The 13,870-nt window shown below is 71.0% G+C and carries 13 protein-coding genes and 1 tRNA gene; 9 read left to right on the top strand and 5 right to left on the bottom strand.

The genetic code is table 11. The annotated features are described in order from the left end of the window. Positions 1 to 5 precede the first annotated feature (5 nt). On the top strand, positions 6 to 1,106 hold the full coding sequence (gene sepX, locus OHA05_RS15055) for a divisome protein SepX/GlpR (protein ID WP_313945807.1): 1,101 nt from the start codon (positions 6 to 8) through the stop codon (positions 1,104 to 1,106). Between the two features lie 70 nt (positions 1,107 to 1,176). Beyond that, a tRNA-Ala gene (locus tag OHA05_RS15050) sits at positions 1,177 to 1,250 on the top strand. A 132-nt stretch (positions 1,251 to 1,382) separates the two neighbouring features. Here the strand turns inward: OHA05_RS15050 and OHA05_RS15045 are convergent. Both OHA05_RS15045 and OHA05_RS15040 read right to left on the bottom strand, forming a co-directional pair. Beyond that, positions 1,383 to 1,955 carry a hypothetical protein gene (locus OHA05_RS15045; protein ID WP_328860856.1) on the bottom strand — a complete coding sequence of 191 codons (573 nt, stop codon included), beginning with the start codon at positions 1,953 to 1,955 and terminating at the stop codon, positions 1,383 to 1,385. 15 nt (positions 1,956 to 1,970) lie between these two features. Then, positions 1,971 to 2,540, bottom strand: a complete 570-nt coding sequence (locus tag OHA05_RS15040) for a hypothetical protein (protein ID WP_313945809.1) — start codon at positions 2,538 to 2,540, stop codon at positions 1,971 to 1,973. 236 nt (positions 2,541 to 2,776) lie between these two features. Here OHA05_RS15040 and OHA05_RS15035 point away from each other — a divergent pair, with 236 nt between their 5' ends. Together OHA05_RS15035 and OHA05_RS15030 are read left to right on the top strand one after the other, a co-directional pair. Continuing rightward, positions 2,777 to 4,990 carry an MMPL family transporter gene (locus OHA05_RS15035; RefSeq protein WP_328860855.1) on the top strand — a complete coding sequence of 738 codons (2,214 nt, stop codon included), beginning with the start codon at positions 2,777 to 2,779 and terminating at the stop codon, positions 4,988 to 4,990. A gap of 186 nt (positions 4,991 to 5,176) precedes the next feature. After that, a complete protein-coding gene (locus OHA05_RS15030) occupies positions 5,177 to 6,547 on the top strand; it encodes a hypothetical protein (protein ID WP_328860854.1) in 1,371 nt (456 codons plus the stop codon). 56 nt (positions 6,548 to 6,603) lie between these two features. Here OHA05_RS15030 and OHA05_RS15025 read toward each other — a convergent pair whose 3' ends face one another. Both OHA05_RS15025 and OHA05_RS15020 read right to left on the bottom strand, forming a co-directional pair. After that, the gene (locus OHA05_RS15025; RefSeq protein WP_313945812.1) at positions 6,604 to 7,575 is read right to left on the bottom strand and encodes a trypsin-like serine peptidase; all 972 of its coding nucleotides are present in this window, start codon (positions 7,573 to 7,575) and stop codon (positions 6,604 to 6,606) included. A gap of 109 nt (positions 7,576 to 7,684) precedes the next feature. Continuing rightward, on the bottom strand, positions 7,685 to 8,176 hold the full coding sequence (locus OHA05_RS15020) for a GNAT family N-acetyltransferase (RefSeq protein ID WP_313945813.1): 492 nt from the start codon (positions 8,174 to 8,176) through the stop codon (positions 7,685 to 7,687). Positions 8,177 to 8,226: 50 nt separating this feature from the next. On the opposite strand from OHA05_RS15020, the gene OHA05_RS15015 reads away from it, so the two are divergent. Continuing rightward, the gene (locus OHA05_RS15015) at positions 8,227 to 9,033 is read left to right on the top strand and encodes an exodeoxyribonuclease III (RefSeq protein WP_328860853.1); all 807 of its coding nucleotides are present in this window, start codon (positions 8,227 to 8,229) and stop codon (positions 9,031 to 9,033) included. A 161-nt stretch (positions 9,034 to 9,194) separates the two neighbouring features. Here the strand turns inward: OHA05_RS15015 and OHA05_RS15010 are convergent, their stop codons facing one another. Beyond that, positions 9,195 to 9,836: a MerR family transcriptional regulator gene (locus OHA05_RS15010; protein WP_328863398.1), complete on the bottom strand. Its 642-nt coding sequence runs from the start codon at positions 9,834 to 9,836 to the stop codon at positions 9,195 to 9,197. A 169-nt stretch (positions 9,837 to 10,005) separates the two neighbouring features. Here OHA05_RS15010 and OHA05_RS15005 point away from each other — a divergent pair, with 169 nt between their 5' ends. From OHA05_RS15005 to OHA05_RS14990, 4 genes are all read left to right on the top strand, one after another. Continuing rightward, on the top strand, positions 10,006 to 11,601 hold the full coding sequence (locus OHA05_RS15005) for a flavin-containing monooxygenase (RefSeq protein ID WP_328860852.1): 1,596 nt from the start codon (positions 10,006 to 10,008) through the stop codon (positions 11,599 to 11,601). Continuing rightward, the gene (locus OHA05_RS15000) at positions 11,598 to 12,536 is read left to right on the top strand and encodes an alpha/beta fold hydrolase (protein WP_313945816.1); all 939 of its coding nucleotides are present in this window, start codon (positions 11,598 to 11,600) and stop codon (positions 12,534 to 12,536) included. Before OHA05_RS15005 ends, OHA05_RS15000 begins: the two co-directional genes overlap by 4 nt. Beyond that, positions 12,533 to 13,414 (top strand): SDR family oxidoreductase, encoded by an 882-nt coding sequence (locus OHA05_RS14995; protein ID WP_328860851.1) that lies wholly within the window; start codon positions 12,533 to 12,535, stop codon positions 13,412 to 13,414. The genes OHA05_RS15000 and OHA05_RS14995 overlap by 4 nt, the downstream gene beginning before the upstream one ends. Before the next feature lie 98 nt (positions 13,415 to 13,512). Continuing rightward, positions 13,513 to 13,785: a hypothetical protein gene (locus OHA05_RS14990; RefSeq protein ID WP_328860850.1), complete on the top strand. Its 273-nt coding sequence runs from the start codon at positions 13,513 to 13,515 to the stop codon at positions 13,783 to 13,785. Positions 13,786 to 13,870: the final 85 nt, after the last annotated feature.

Here is a 13,870-nt window from a genome sequence, read left to right as displayed (position 1 = left end):
GATGCGTGAGCAGCAGCGGCCTCATCTACGCAGTCATCGTCGGGGCCTGGGCCGCCTACTTGGTGCCGATGTGGCTCCGCAGGCAGGACGAGCTGAACGAAGCCCGTCCGACGGAACGCTTCTCCACCGCCATCCGGCTGCTGTCCGGACGCGGGGCGATGGAGCGCCGGTACGCCAGGGAGCTGCGGGAACGCACCGCCGAATCGGCGGAGCCGTCACACGGCGACGCCGACGAGGCAAGGCGGCCGGGCGAAGGGCGCAACGAACCCGACGCGGACCCGGATGTCGCCACGGACCCGATGAGTTCCGTGGACGTCCGGGCCTTCGCCGCGCCCCGCACCGAAGCCCGGATCCCGGTCCCCGCCCCCCGTTCCCGCCGTCCGCGCCAGAGCGGCCCGGCCGCCGAGCGCGCACGGCGGAGCAAGGTGCTCGCCCGTCGCAGACGCACCACCGTGATGCTGTTCCTGGCCTTCACGGTGGGCGCGGTGGTGGCGGCGGTCGGCGGACTCGGCTTCCTCTGGGCGCCCGGTGTTCCCGCCGTCCTTCTCAGCGCGTACATCATGCATCTGCGCGCGCAGGAGCGACGGCGCTTCGTGGTGGTCATGGACCGGCGCCGTGCGGAGATCGCCGCGCAGCGGCTTCGGGAGAACCGGCCCCGCCGGCACCAGGCCGCGGCCGCCTCCTCCGCCGAGCCGGACGAGGAGCCCGAAGCCCGCCCGGAGCCCGACGCCGCCAGGCTCTCGCCGCAGGAGGCGGGCCGCCGGGCGCTGGTCGAGCAGACCGACCACGCGGAGTGGGTGGACCAGCAGCGCGACCGCGGCCCGGCGACGGGTGACAGCTGGGACCCGGTCCCGGTGCCCCTGCCGACGTATGTCACGGCACCCGTCGCCCCGCGGGCGACGAGCGGTGTGGACATGAGCGACCCGGAGACCTGGAGCTCCGCCCGCTCCTCGACAGCGGAGCCCGCGGCCGACCAGGCCGAGGAGGCGGAACCGGCCCCGAGCCGCCGCGCACCGCAGCCCCGCCGCTCCTCGCGCGACCGCGGCCGCACCCCGCTGTTCGACCAGTACGCGGACCAGGACCGGCCCCGCGCCGCCAACGAGTGACCCTCGTGACCAGCGAAGGAACGGATTTCCAAGCACCCCGATGGGGATGCTAGAGTTTCACTCGTTGCAAGGGCCTGTGGCGCAGTCTGGTAGCGCACCTCGTTCGCATCGAGGGGGTCTGGGGTTCAAATCCCCACAGGTCCACCGCAGCTGAGAGCCTCTGTCGGAGTGATCCGACAGAGGCTCTCTCTTGTTGTCCGGCCGCGAACCGTCCCGCCGGCCCCAACTGATGTCCGCCCAGGGCGCGATGGACCCCCGGTCCGCAGACGAGCCGGATCAGGTCGTCAGCAGCCGGTCGAAGAAGGACCGGTACTGGCGCAGCGCGATCCGCAGGTCCTCGGTGGCGACCTCGTTGCCCTGATGCCACTGCTTCTCCAGGCCGTCCTTGTGCTCGGCGAAGGTGGTGGCGAGCAGTTGCATGACCTCGGCGACCAGAGCGTCCGCGGATCGTACGGCCGCTTGCGGGTCGTCCACGAAGCCCTGCTGGATGTCGCTCCAGCGGGAGCGCATGTCGCCTTCCGTGCCGGAGTCCAGAAGCGGCACGGCCTCTTCGTCGTGGCTCGGGGTGTCCGTCTTCCGCGAGGTCTTCTCGGTCGCCGACGGCCCCATGTCATCCGTGGCCGGGGCGGTGCGCTCGCCGGGTTCCGCGGGCGGGGCGTCGGTCATCTCCTTGCGCCGGTCCGGCATCGCCGGCTTCGCCGGGGGACTCATTGGTGCGGAGGGCGCCGCGAGCCGGGGCGGCTCCGCCGCTTCCGTGTCCGTCCTGGCGATGTCCTCGGTGGACAGCTTCTCCTCGCCCGGTGCGAAACGACCGGGGTTCTCTCGCCCGAGTCCGCCTTCTCGCTGCATGTCACTCTCCCTTGCTCACGGCTGTCGTCGGCCGGTGTCGGGTGAGCTGTCGGTCTCGTCCCTCAACAGCTCGTCGAACAACGCGCGGTAGTGGACCATGGCGCTCCGTAGCTCTTCGGTGGAGGTGTTCCCGACGCCGACCCGGCTGTTGATCTCATGGGCGGTCCGGTAGTGCTCCAGCGTCCGGGCGTGATCGACCGACAGGTCGCGCGTCTGCTGCTCGTAGCCCTCGGTCGGGTATCCGCGTTCGCCCATCAGCAGGATCACCAGCCGGTCCGCCTCGCCCACCGCCTGGTCGGGACTGTCCACGAACCGTTCCTGCACCGCGTTCCAGTCCCGCGCGTACCGGTCCCGGGTCGCCGGCGGCAGCGCTCTGATCTGCAGATCCTCATGCCGCTGTTCCCGTGCGGCGAGGTCGCGCTCGGCCTCTCGACGGCTCTCGCCGTGCTGCACCGCGCGGTCGTACTCGGGGCCGAAACGCTCCTGGAGGCGTCGGCGCCGCGTGGTCTGCTGCGCGGTCATGGCGAGCAGCGCGACGACGATCACAGCAACCACGATGATGACGATCAACCACACCGTATCCATGGCACTCTCCGCTCATGAGCAGCCAGGGGACCGCTTCACTCATCGGGTTCCACGTTCTTCGCACAAAATGCACAATTCTGTCCATTGCTCGTGAATCGGCCGGTCGCGCGGCCCGCCGAGCCGCCCGCGTCCGGTGGTCACGATCCGGCGGGGCCACGCCGTTGCGCCCACACTCTCGGCGGAATCGGCTATTTAATGCCTGATGTCCCTTTGGTCTCGCTCGGTCGGGAGAAGCCATGCTGCGTCGGCTCGGTGAATGGTGTGCTCGGCGCTGTATCTGGGTGATCGTGATCTGGCTGGTCGGCCTGGCGGGGCTTCAGGTGCTCAACCACGCCTACGGCGGGGACTACTCCGACAACTTCGCGCTGCCGGGTGTCCAGTCGACGGAGGGGCTGGACGTACTGAAGGCGCACGACCCCGCGGCCGGCGGGTACAGCAGTCAGATCGTGCTGCACGATACCGCGAAGCCGCTCACCGCCTACAGCTCGCAGATGTCCACGGTGATCGGCAATCTGCAGAAGCTGCCGGACGTGCTCTCCGCCCAGAACCCGTTGCCGCCGCCGGGCAGCACGCCCCCGCCCCCGCCGCCCGGGCCGAACGTCGGCCCGCTGTCCACCGACGGTGAGACCGCCTACATCACCGTCCGCTTCGCCGTGCAGCCCTCCACGCTGCAGGAGTCGTACCTCGACGGTGTCGACGAGGCCGTGGAGCCGCTGCGGGCCGCCGGGGTGGAGGTGGAGTACGGCGGGCAGCTCGGCGAGCTGGCACGGCCGGAGGCCAACGACCACACCAGTGAGCTCATCGGCTTCGGGGTCGCGATCGTGGTGCTGCTGATCGGGTTCGGCAGCGTGCTCGCCGCCGTACTGCCGCTGGTCACGGCCCTGGTCAGCGTGATCTTCGGGCTCGCGGGGCTGGGACTGCTCGCCGCCGCGTTCACCTTCGCCACGGTCTCGCCGACGCTCGCCACCATGATCGGTATCGGTGTCGGGATCGACTACGCGCTCTTCCTGATCACGCGGCACCGGCAGAACCTCATGGACGGCGCCGATCCGGTCGACTCGGCCGGCAGGGCGGTCGCGACCAGTGGACGAGCGGTGCTCGTCTCCGGCTGCACGGTCATCATCGCCCTGACGGGTCTGTCGGTCTCCGGGATCAGCTTCATCGCGCTGCTCGGGGTGGCCGCCGCCGTCACCGTCGTCTCGGCCGTCCTGGGCGCGCTCACCCTGGTGCCCGCGCTGCTGGGACTCATCGGGCGGGCGATCGACAAGTACCACGTGCGCAAGCCCATCGCGGAGACGGACACGGAACCCGGTCAGGAGGCGCACGGCACCTGGCACCGGTACGCGATGCGTGTGGAGCGGCGGCCCTGGTGGTTCCTCATCGGCGGAGTGATCACCATCGCCGTCCTCGCCATCCCGGTCTTCTCCATCCAGCTCGGGCACATCGGGGACGGCGCGGATCCGAAGTCGTTCACGGACCGGCGGGCGTTCGACCTGATGTCGGACGCCTTCGGGCCGGGCTCCAACGGGCCGCTGACCATCGTGATCGACCAGACCTCGGTTGCCGCGGCCGACCGGCCGGCGCTCGCGAGCCAGGCGCAGAAGGCGCTCACGGATGTCCCGAACGCCGCGCTGATCACTCCGCTGAAGCCGACGCAGGACGGCGACGTCCTCGTCGGCACGGCCTACTCGACGCAGGCGCCGCAGGATGAGCGAACCACCGAGCTGACCAATCACCTCGTGGACGACGCCCTGCCCCAGGCGGTCGCGGGCACTCCCGCCAAGGGCTATGTCGCCGGCACGACGGCCGCCCAGGTCGACTTCCTCGACATCGTCTCCAGCCGGCTGCCGGTGATCATCGCCGTGGTGGTCGCCCTCGCGTTCCTCATCATCCTGATCGTCTTCCGCGGAGTGCTGGTCGCGGTCAAGGCTGCCGTGCTGAACGTCCTGTCCATCGCCGCCTCGTACGGCGTGGTCGTGGCGGTCTTCCAGTGGGGGTGGGGCGGCCCGGCGCTCGGGGTGTCGGGCACGGTGCCCATCGAGAGCTATGTGCCGATGATGATGTTCGCGATCGTCTTCGGTCTGAGCATGGACTACGAGATCTTCCTGCTCTCGCGCGTCCACGAGGCCTGGGTGCGCACGGGCGACCCGAAGGCCAGCGTCGCGCACGCGCTGGAGATCACGGCCCGGGTGATCACCTGTGCGGCGCTGATCATGGTGAGCGTCTTCGCCGCCTTCATCGTCAGCGACAACATCGTGATCAAGATGATGGGCCTCGGGCTGGCGGTGAGCGTGCTCATCGACGCGACCGTGGTGCGGCTGCTGCTGGTGCCCGCGGTGATGACGCTCCTGGGCAGCGCGGCCTGGTGGACGCCGCGCTGGCTGGACCGGATCCTGCCGCACGTGGACACCGAGGGGGAGCACGAGAACGAGAGCAAGGCGTCTCACTGACGCGGCATCACAAAGGCGTGTGAGCCCCCGTGGTGACGGTGTGACACAGGTCATTCACGGGGTTCGCGGGAACGTCCCCGGCGGCTGCGCGGCGTGTGGGATCGTACGGCCGGTTGTTACTCGTCGGTATTCGCGAGTCCCTTCCTGTTGCGCGTACCCCCCACCACACGCTCCGAGGATTCCCACGTGCCCAAGCTGTCCGTCAGACATGCCCTGTTGGCGACTCTGGCCTCCATATCCCTGCTGACCACCGGCTGTTCGGGAGCCGCCACGGCGACCGCACCGGCCGCCGCCGACCTACCGAGCACCACCGCTCCCACGCCCGAGGCCGGCCCGTCGCGGCAGCTCGCCGTCGCCGGGGCGCCGGAGGGCAGGCCCACCACCGCTGCCCGCTCCGGCAGGGACGGGCAGGCCCGCAAGTCCCCGCTGAAGGTCGCCTCGTACGACCGCACCAAGCGGCGGGCCGTCATCTCCACGGAGGGCACCGGGACATCGCCGCAGAAGCCCGCGGAGAAGGCCCCCGCGGTCGGGGACATCATCGCCAGCGGGCCCGCCCCGGGAGCCCCCGACGGGCTGCTGGCCAAAGTCACCGACGTGGCCGGGAAGACCTCCAGGGGGACCGAGGTCGCCACGGAGCCGGCCACGCTGGGCGCCCTGCTCGGGGACGACACCGCGCGGGGCACGGTTCCGGTCGACCCCGCCGCCGTCGAGGTCGAGCCGCTCGTCGAGGGCGTCAAGGTCTCGTGGGCGAAGAAGGGCAACGTCCACGTCGGCCCGCAGGGCGCGAAGGTGCCGCTCGGCAGCCTGCGTATCGACGTCGGGGCCTCGGTCCCGCTCCCGGTCACCGAAGGCGCGCCGGTCGCCGGTGCGGCCTCGGTCGCCGGCCATGTGCAGCTGGCGCCCGAGGTCGAATTCTCCTATGACGGGTCCTCGGCGCTCTCGCCGGACTCCGCGTTCCTCGGGCTGAGTGGGCGGTGGAGCTCGGGCTGGGAGCTGAAGGGCAAGCTGACGGCCGGCAACAAGCCGGTCCGGATCCCCTTCGCCAAGCTGCACGCCGACCCGGTGATCCAGGTCGGTCCGGTGCCGGTCGTGGTCAACCTCGACCTCACCGTCTACGTCCAGGTCGCCGCCGACGGCAGCGTCAGCGTGGAGGTCGCGCAGGACCTCGAAGGCGGCTTCCGCGTCGGCGGGGGTTACACCAAGGCGGAGGGCTGGAAGCCGGTCAGCACCTCCGACATGACCGGCACCCCGGTGCGGGCGAAGGTCACCGCGGCGGGCAAGGTCAAGGCCGCGCTCGGCGCCGAGGCCTCGATCGGTCTGTACGGCGCGGTCGGCGTGAGCGCCGATCTCGCGCCCTATCTGCGCGGTGAGGCCGCCGCGTCCGCGACGCCCGGGTCCGTCGTCGGATCGTGGAAGCTGTACGGCGGCGTCGATCTGAGCGGCTGGCTCCAGCTCCAGCTGTCCGTCTTCGGCACACCCGTCTTCCAGCACCGCATCCCGCTCGGCACCCTCAACCGGGAGTGGCCGCTGGCGTCGGGCGAGGCCGCCCTCGCCTGACGCGGCGCACCACGTGATGAGCCCCTGCCGGGAGTTCCGGCAGGGGCTCGTGCGCGTCAGGCCACCTGCGCCTTGTCGTAGACGGCCTTGGCGTCGTTGCCGAAGTACGGGCCGAACATCCGGTTCGGCAGGAAGACATAGCCGAAGCTGTTCACCGACGCCTGGAGTCCGGTGCCGGTGGCCTCGTCGAAGGACGTGAACCAGGGGCCGCCGCTGGAGCCGCCGGTCATGTTGCAGCCGAGGCTGTGGTCCTGCGAGAAGAGGAAGTCGCGGGAGGAGTTGCCACTGCAGTGGATCAGCTTGCTGCCGTCGTAGGGGGCCGCCGCCGGGAAGCCGAAGGCGTACATCGCCTTGTTGTAGCCGCCGTTGAAGTTCAGGCCCTGCGCGCCGACCGTCGCCGCGAGTGTCTTTCCGTTCAGCGGGGCGACGACCGCGGCGCCCACGTCGTAGTTGATGTCCTCGCGCGCCACCCACTGCGGTGTCGAGAACGTCTGGGTGGCGGACCACTGGCCGTACGGCGCCTGGCCGTTGTCGTAGCCGGGGACGAAGACCCAGTTGGTGTGCCAGGTGCCCTGGTACTTCACGCAGTGGCCCGCGGTGATCACCGTGCTGCCGTTCTGGCTGGTGACCGAGTTGCCGGAACACGATGCCGTCCGGCCCTGGAGGGTGAAGAAGACGCGGCCGGACGTCTTGACCACGGCGCCGCCGCCCGTCCAGGGGCCGCCGGGCTGCGGGAAGGCCAGGACGGAGGTGCCGGATGCCGTGCCGGACGGCAGGGTCGGCGGGATCACGGTCGGTGTACCCGCCCGCGCCGGGGCCGTGAGCGTGCCGCGTCGCTCACGCGGCAGCAGGTCGAGCGGTGTGGCGCCGCGCATCCGGTCCGCGGTCCAGAAGCCCTTCGTGTGCTGCTGGGTGAAGGCGGTGGGTGTGGGGGCGGGGGCGGCGTGCGCGGTGGCGGCCGAGAGGGCGCCTGCGAGCAGGGTGCCGACGGTCAACAGGATCCCGGCGGCGGTGCGATGGCGTCTCACGCATGTCTCCTTCTGCCGCGCCCGCGCGTGAGGCCGCGCGGGCAGGGTGGGGGATGAGCCGGTGCGGATCGGCGTGCGTGAGGCAGAGTGCCACGGGAAGCGTGGGTTGTCAGGAGCGCGACAAGACCTTGGCGAAGCAGCGGCTGCTGTCGTACTCGCGGTAGTGGCCGAATTTCTGCGGCGCCGGGGTGTACCCGCTGGAGAGGTAGAGCGCGATCGCCTCGGGCTGGGCGGTGCCCGTCTCCAGCACCATCCTGGTCCGGCCGGCGGCCAGCGCGTCCGCCTCCAGGGCCGCGAGGATCCTGCGGGCGAGGCCCAGGCCGCGCGCCTCGCGGATCACGAACATCCGCTTGAGCTCGGCGTCGCCGTCCTCGTACCCCTCACCGCCCGCGGCGTCCTGGGACCGCCAGCCGCCGGTGGCGACCGGGCTGTCCCGGTCGTCGTACGCCATCAGATACAGGCCGCGCGGCGGGGTGAACATGGATGCGTCGAGGGGCGTCACATCACCCTCGTCCCCGTACCGCTCGGCGTACTCGAGCTGGACCTGGTCGTTGAGTTTGGCGGCATCGGGGTGGTCGAAGGCAACCGGGCGCACATGCATGGCATCGAGCGTACGTGCAGCGCTTTCGCGGTCGTGGGTAAGGTGCCCGGATGCTCACCGTGACCTCCGTGAATGTGAATGGGCTCCGCGCCGCCGCCAGGAAAGGCTTCGTGGAGTGGCTGGCCGGCACCGCCGCCGACGTGATCTGTCTGCAGGAAGTGCGGGCCGAGCCGGAGCAGCTTCCGCAGGAGGTGCGGCAGCCGGACGGCTGGTACACGCTGCACGCCCCGGCCGCCGCGAAGGGCCGCGCCGGAGTCTCCCTCTACACGCGCCGGGAGCCGGACCGGGTGCGGACCGGATTCGGGTCGCAGGAGTTCGACGGCAGCGGGCGCTACGTCGAGGCCGATCTGCCCGGTGTCACGGTCGCCAGCCTCTATCTGCCGTCCGGCGAGGTGGGGACGGCGAAGCAGGACGAGAAGACCCGCTTCATGGACGAATTCCTGCCGTATCTGGCCGGACTGAAGGAACGGGCCGCGGCCGACGGGCGCGAGGTCGTCGTGTGCGGCGACTGGAACATCGCGCACCGCGAGGCCGACCTCAAGAACTGGCGCGGCAACCGCAAGAACTCCGGCTTCCTGCCCGAGGAGCGGGCCTGGATGTCCCGCGTCTTCGACGAGGTGGAGTACGTGGACGTGATGCGGGCGCTGCACCCCGACCAGGAGGGGCCGTACACCTGGTGGTCCTACCGCGGGCGGGCGTTCGACAACGACTCCGGCTGGCGCATCGACTACCAGGTGGCGACGCCGGGGCTGGCGGGGCGTGCGGTGAAGGCGTGGGTGGAGCGGGCGTCGTCGCACGGGGAGCGGTGGAGCGACCATGCGCCGGTGAGTGTGGCGTACGAGTCGGCGCTCGGGTAGCGAGGGGCGGGGCCCTCGGCGTGCGGTCGGCCGGGCGGGTGGATCGGGGCCGAGCGATCAGGCAAATCGGTCGGGCTCGGCTCGCTGTGCCCGGCCCGGCCCGGCTCTCAGCGCCCGGCTCGGCTCTAGTGCTCGGCGCTGCCGGTCGTCGTCGCCTCGCCTCAGTCCCCCGCCGGAGCCGGACCCGTGTTCTCCCGCAGGCGGCGGTCCAGCGCCATCGACAGTTCCGCTTCCACCACGCTCTTGGCCAGCGGCCGCAGTTTCTCCACGTCCGACGCGGCCGTGTGCGCGCTGAGGACCTCGACGAACAGGTCCGCCAGCGCCTCGGCGTGCGTCCGCACCCGGCGGCCCGCGTCCAGCACCGCCGCCAGCGGAACGCCCTCCCGTACGAGCGCCGCCGACACGTCGAGCAGGCGGCGGCTGATGTGGACGATCTCGTCGCCGTCCGTGGCGAGATAGCCGAGGTCCAGGGCCGCCGCGAGGTTCTCCGGGGTGACCTCGCCCTCGAAGTAGTCGGCGAGTTCCTCGGGACTCAGCCGCACCGGTGTCTCCTCGGTGGGTTCGCCGAGGCCGAGCACCTCCCCGACGTCCCGTCCGCTCTCGAAGGCGGTGGCGAGGTCGGCTATCCCGTTCAGGGTGTGCCCGCGCTCCAGGAGTGCGGCGATCGTGCGCAGTCTGGCCAGGTGGTGTTCGTCGTACCAGGCGATACGGCCCTCCCGGCGAGGCGGCTGGATCAGCCCGCGCTCGCGGTAGAAGCGCAGGGTGCGCACCGTGATGCCGGCCTTCGAGGCCAGCTCCTCCATGCGGTACTCGCGTACTTCAGCCACGGGGGAAGCCTATGTTGTACCGCCGGTAACTTGTCGCGCCGTACCCCTACCGCTCGGTATGCCGCTGCTCTACTCTCCCAACTGTGCCAGTGATTGCTGGCATGGTTTTCGGATCGGGTTGTGACGTTCAGCGAGAGGCGGCGGCATGGGCCAGGGGAAGCAGGCAGCGCACGAACATGTGCGGGTGGCGGTGATCGGGTCCGGGTTCGGCGGCCTGGGGGCCGCGGTCCGGCTGCGCCGCGAGGGGATCACCGATTTCGTCGTCCTGGAGCGGGCGGACTCCGTCGGCGGGACCTGGCGGGACAACAGCTATCCGGGCTGTGCCTGTGACGTGCCCTCGCATCTGTACTCGTTCTCCTTCGCGCCCAACCCCGACTGGCCGCGCACCTTCTCCGGCCAGGAGCACATCCGCGCCTACCTCGAACATGTCGCGGACACCTTCCATCTGCGTCCCCACCTCCGCCTCGGCCACGAAGTGCGGATGATGACCTGGGACAACGAGAAGCTGCACTGGACGATCGAGACGTCCCAGGGCACGTTCACGGCGGACGTCGTCGTCTCCGCGACCGGGCCGCTGTCCGACCCGAAGGTCCCCGACATCCCGGGGCTCGCCGGCTTCCCCGGCCAGGTCTTCCACTCCGCCCGCTGGGACCACGACTACGACCTGCGCGGCAAGCGCGTGGCGATGATCGGGACCGGGGCGTCCGCCATCCAGATCGTCCCCGCCATCCAGCCGGAGGCCGGGAAGCTGACGCTCTTCCAGCGGACCCCGCCGTGGGTGATGCCGCGCGTGGACCGGAAGATCACCGGGGCCGAGCGCTGGCTGCACCGGCAGCTGCCGTTCACCGGGGCAGCGCGGCGCGGACTGCTGTGGGGCATCAGGGAGTTGCAGGTCCAGGCGTTCACCAAGCGGCCGAACGAGCTCGGGCTCGTCGAGTCCCTGGCCAAGGCGAATATCGCCAAGTCCATCAAGGACCCGGAGCTGCGGGCGAGGCTTACCCCGTCGTACCGCATCGGCTGCAAGCGGATCCTGCTGTCGAGCACGTACTACCCGGCCCTGGCCCGCCCCAATGTGGACGTCGTGGCGTCCGGGCTCGCGGAGGTGCGCGGCTCCACGCTGGTGGCGGCCGACGGTACCGAGACCGAGGCCGACGTGATCATCTTCGGTACCGGATTCCATGTCACCGACCTGCCGATCGCCGACCGGGTCGTCGGGGCGGACGGCATCACCCTCGCGGAGGCGTGGAAGGACGGCATGCAGTCGCTGCGCGGCGCCACCGCCGCCGGCTTCCCCAACTGGATGACGATCATCGGCCCCAACACGGGCCTCGGGAACTCCTCGATGATTCTGATGATCGAGTCCCAGCTCTCCTACATGGCCGACTATCTGCGGCAGCTGCACATCCTCGGCGGGCGCAAGGCGCTCACCCCGAGGGTGTCCGCGGTCGGCGCCTGGAACCGCCGGGTGCAGGACCGGATGAAGCGCACCGTGTGGAACACCGGCGGCTGCACCAGCTGGTACCTCGACGCGAGCGGGCGCAACACCACCATCTGGCCCGGGACGACAGGTGAGTTCCGCCGGGCGACGCGGGAGGTGGACCTCGCGGAGTACGAGATCCTGCGGGCGCCCGTGCCGGCCGGTGCGCCGGCACCCGCCGGTGAAGCCGCGGCGACCGGCGCGTCCGGGTCCGCCGGGTCCGCCGATGACATCGCGACCGAGCAGCCGGAGGCCGTGCGATGAGCCGTACACCGACCGAGAACCGCATACTGACCGCCGTCTCGGCCGACGGATCGCGCATCCACGCCGAGGTGTACGGCCCCGACGGCGCGCCCGCCGTCGTCCTCGCCCACGGCTGGACCTGTTCGACCGAGTTCTGGTCCGCGCAGATCCAGGACCTGGCAGGTGACTTCCGGGTCGTCGTCTACGACCAGCGCGGCCACGGCCGCACCGCTGCCGCCGCCGTGAGCACGGACGTGCTCGCCGACGATCTGGAGGCGGTGCTCGCGGCCGCGCTGGCTCCCGGTGAGAAAGCTGTCCTCGTCGGGCACTCGATGGGCGGGATGACCCTGATGGCGGCGGCGGGACGGGCCGCCTTCGCGGAGCACGCCGCCGCGGTCCTGCTGTGCAGCACGGGCAGTTCCCGGCTGGTCGAGGAGTCGCTGGTGCTGCCGATGCGCCGCGGTCCGCTGCGGACCCGGCTCACCGGCATGGTGCTCGGGGCACGCGCCCCGCTCGGGCCGGTCACGCCCCTGTCCCGGCGGCTCCTCAAGTACGGGACCATGGGGCCCGATGCCACGCCCGGGCAGGTGAAGGAGTGCGCCAGGATCGTCCACGCCTGTGCGCGGGCGGCCCGGGTGGCTTGGTCGCAGGTGCTGGCCGGTCTCGATCTCGACGACGGCGTACGGCAGTTGAACGTCCCCACCGTGGTGCTGGCGGGCACCGCCGACCGGCTCACGCCGATGGTGCACGCCCGGCGGATCGCCGCCAACCTGCCCGACTGCCGTGAGCTGGTGGAGCTCGACGGCACGGGCCACATGACACCGGTGGAGGCCCCTGCGGCCGTCACCGCGAAGATCCGCGAGCTGGCCGGTGCCCATGGGGTCACCGACTCCTCCGGGGACGCCGAGAGCGTGACCCACGGGGACATCAAGAGCGTGAAGGAGGAGGCCGCATGAGCAGGACGAGCCTGGAGGGACAGGTCGCCGTCGTCACCGGCGCCGCCCGCGGCGTGGGCGAGCTGCTGGCCCGCAAGCTGTCGGCGCGCGGTGCGAAGGTCGCCCTGGTGGGCCTGGAGCCCGACGAGTTGAAGAAGGTCTCGGCACGTCTCCACAGCGAGAGCGACCACTGGTACGCGGATGTCACCGACCACGAGGCGATGGCGCGGGTCGCGCAGGAGGTCAAGGAGCGCTTCGGCAAGGTCGACATCGTGGTCGCCAATGCCGGGGTCGCCGCGGGCGGGCCGTTCATGGACTCCGACCCCGTCGCCTGGCGCCGGGTCATCGAGGTCAATCTGATCGGAAGTGCCGTCACCGCGCGGGCATTTCTGCCCGTCCTCGTGGAGAGCCGGGGCTATCTCCTCCAGATTGCTTCGCTGGCCGCCATCACACCCGCGCCGATGATGACGGCGTACTGCGCGTCGAAGTCCGGCGTGGAGGCCTTCGCGCACAGCCTGCGGGCCGAGGTCGGCTACCGCGGGGTGCGGGTCGGCGTCGCCTATCTGTCCTGGACGGACACCGACCTCGTACGCGGTGCGGACCAGGACGACGTGATGCGCGAACTGCGGCAGCGGCTGCCGTGGCCCTCCAACCGCACATATCCGCTCGGCCCCGCGGTCGACCGCATCGTGGCCGGGATCGAGCGGCGCTCGGCGCATGTCTACGGACAGTGGTGGCTGCGCGGGATGCAGTCGCTGCGCGGGTATCTCCCGCCCGTGATCGGGCTCGTGGGACAGCGCGAGATGAAGCGCTTCGAACCGCGTCTGGCCAGTGTTGCCAAGGGCCTTGTGGGTGCCGGAGGGGCGGCCGACGAGGCGGCGCGTACGCAGCGTAGTTGATCGAAATGCGCAGCGTGTCCGTGCGTGCCACGCTGGTCGAGGCCCAGGGGGCACACCAGTCCCCGCTCTCCCTCACACCCCTCTAGGAGTGAACAAGCATGGGCATTCAGGACCAGTTCAAGGACAAGGCGCAGGAGCTCAAGAACCAGGCCAAGCAGGCCCCGGCCGGCGCGAAGGACGAGACGTCCCAGCGCGGTCAGCAGGGTCAGGAGCGCCGGCGCCCGCAGGGTCAGCAGCAGCCGCAGGAGCGTCGTCGGCCGCAGGGCCACGAGGAGCCGCGCGAGCGGACCTCCCGTGAGGAGCCGATGCGTGAGCGGACGCCCCGCGAAGAGCCCATGCGTGAGCAGTTCGGTCAGGACCGCAACGCCTGACGCTGCGTGTGACTGAAGAGGCGCATCCGCGCGAGCGGATGCGCCTCTTGCCTGCGGCGCCGGTCCTCATCTGCGCGTCCCGGCG

This window comes from Streptomyces sp. NBC_00306, from assembly GCF_036169555.1.
GTDB classification, from domain to species: domain Bacteria; phylum Actinomycetota; class Actinomycetes; order Streptomycetales; family Streptomycetaceae; genus Streptomyces; species Streptomyces achmelvichensis.
Note: the sequence above shows the minus strand (reverse complement) of the source record. Positions and strands in the feature narration are given on the sequence as shown.

Coding starts and splice junctions, on each gene's coding strand:
- OHA05_RS15045 (WP_328860856.1), bottom strand. CDS start 1,955: ATGCAGCGAGAAGGCGGACTCGGGCGAGAGAACCCCGGTCGTTTCGCA.
- OHA05_RS15040 (WP_313945809.1), bottom strand. CDS start 2,540: ATGGATACGGTGTGGTTGATCGTCATCATCGTGGTTGCTGTGATCGTC.
- OHA05_RS15035 (WP_328860855.1), top strand. CDS start 2,777: ATGCTGCGTCGGCTCGGTGAATGGTGTGCTCGGCGCTGTATCTGGGTG.
- OHA05_RS15020 (WP_313945813.1), bottom strand. CDS start 8,176: ATGCATGTGCGCCCGGTTGCCTTCGACCACCCCGATGCCGCCAAACTC.
- OHA05_RS15015 (WP_328860853.1), top strand. CDS start 8,227: ATGCTCACCGTGACCTCCGTGAATGTGAATGGGCTCCGCGCCGCCGCC.
- OHA05_RS15010 (WP_328863398.1), bottom strand. CDS start 9,836: ATGGAGGAGCTGGCCTCGAAGGCCGGCATCACGGTGCGCACCCTGCGC.
- OHA05_RS15005 (WP_328860852.1), top strand. CDS start 10,006: ATGGGCCAGGGGAAGCAGGCAGCGCACGAACATGTGCGGGTGGCGGTG.
- OHA05_RS15000 (WP_313945816.1), top strand. CDS start 11,598: ATGAGCCGTACACCGACCGAGAACCGCATACTGACCGCCGTCTCGGCC.
- OHA05_RS14995 (WP_328860851.1), top strand. CDS start 12,533: ATGAGCAGGACGAGCCTGGAGGGACAGGTCGCCGTCGTCACCGGCGCC.
- OHA05_RS14990 (WP_328860850.1), top strand. CDS start 13,513: ATGGGCATTCAGGACCAGTTCAAGGACAAGGCGCAGGAGCTCAAGAAC.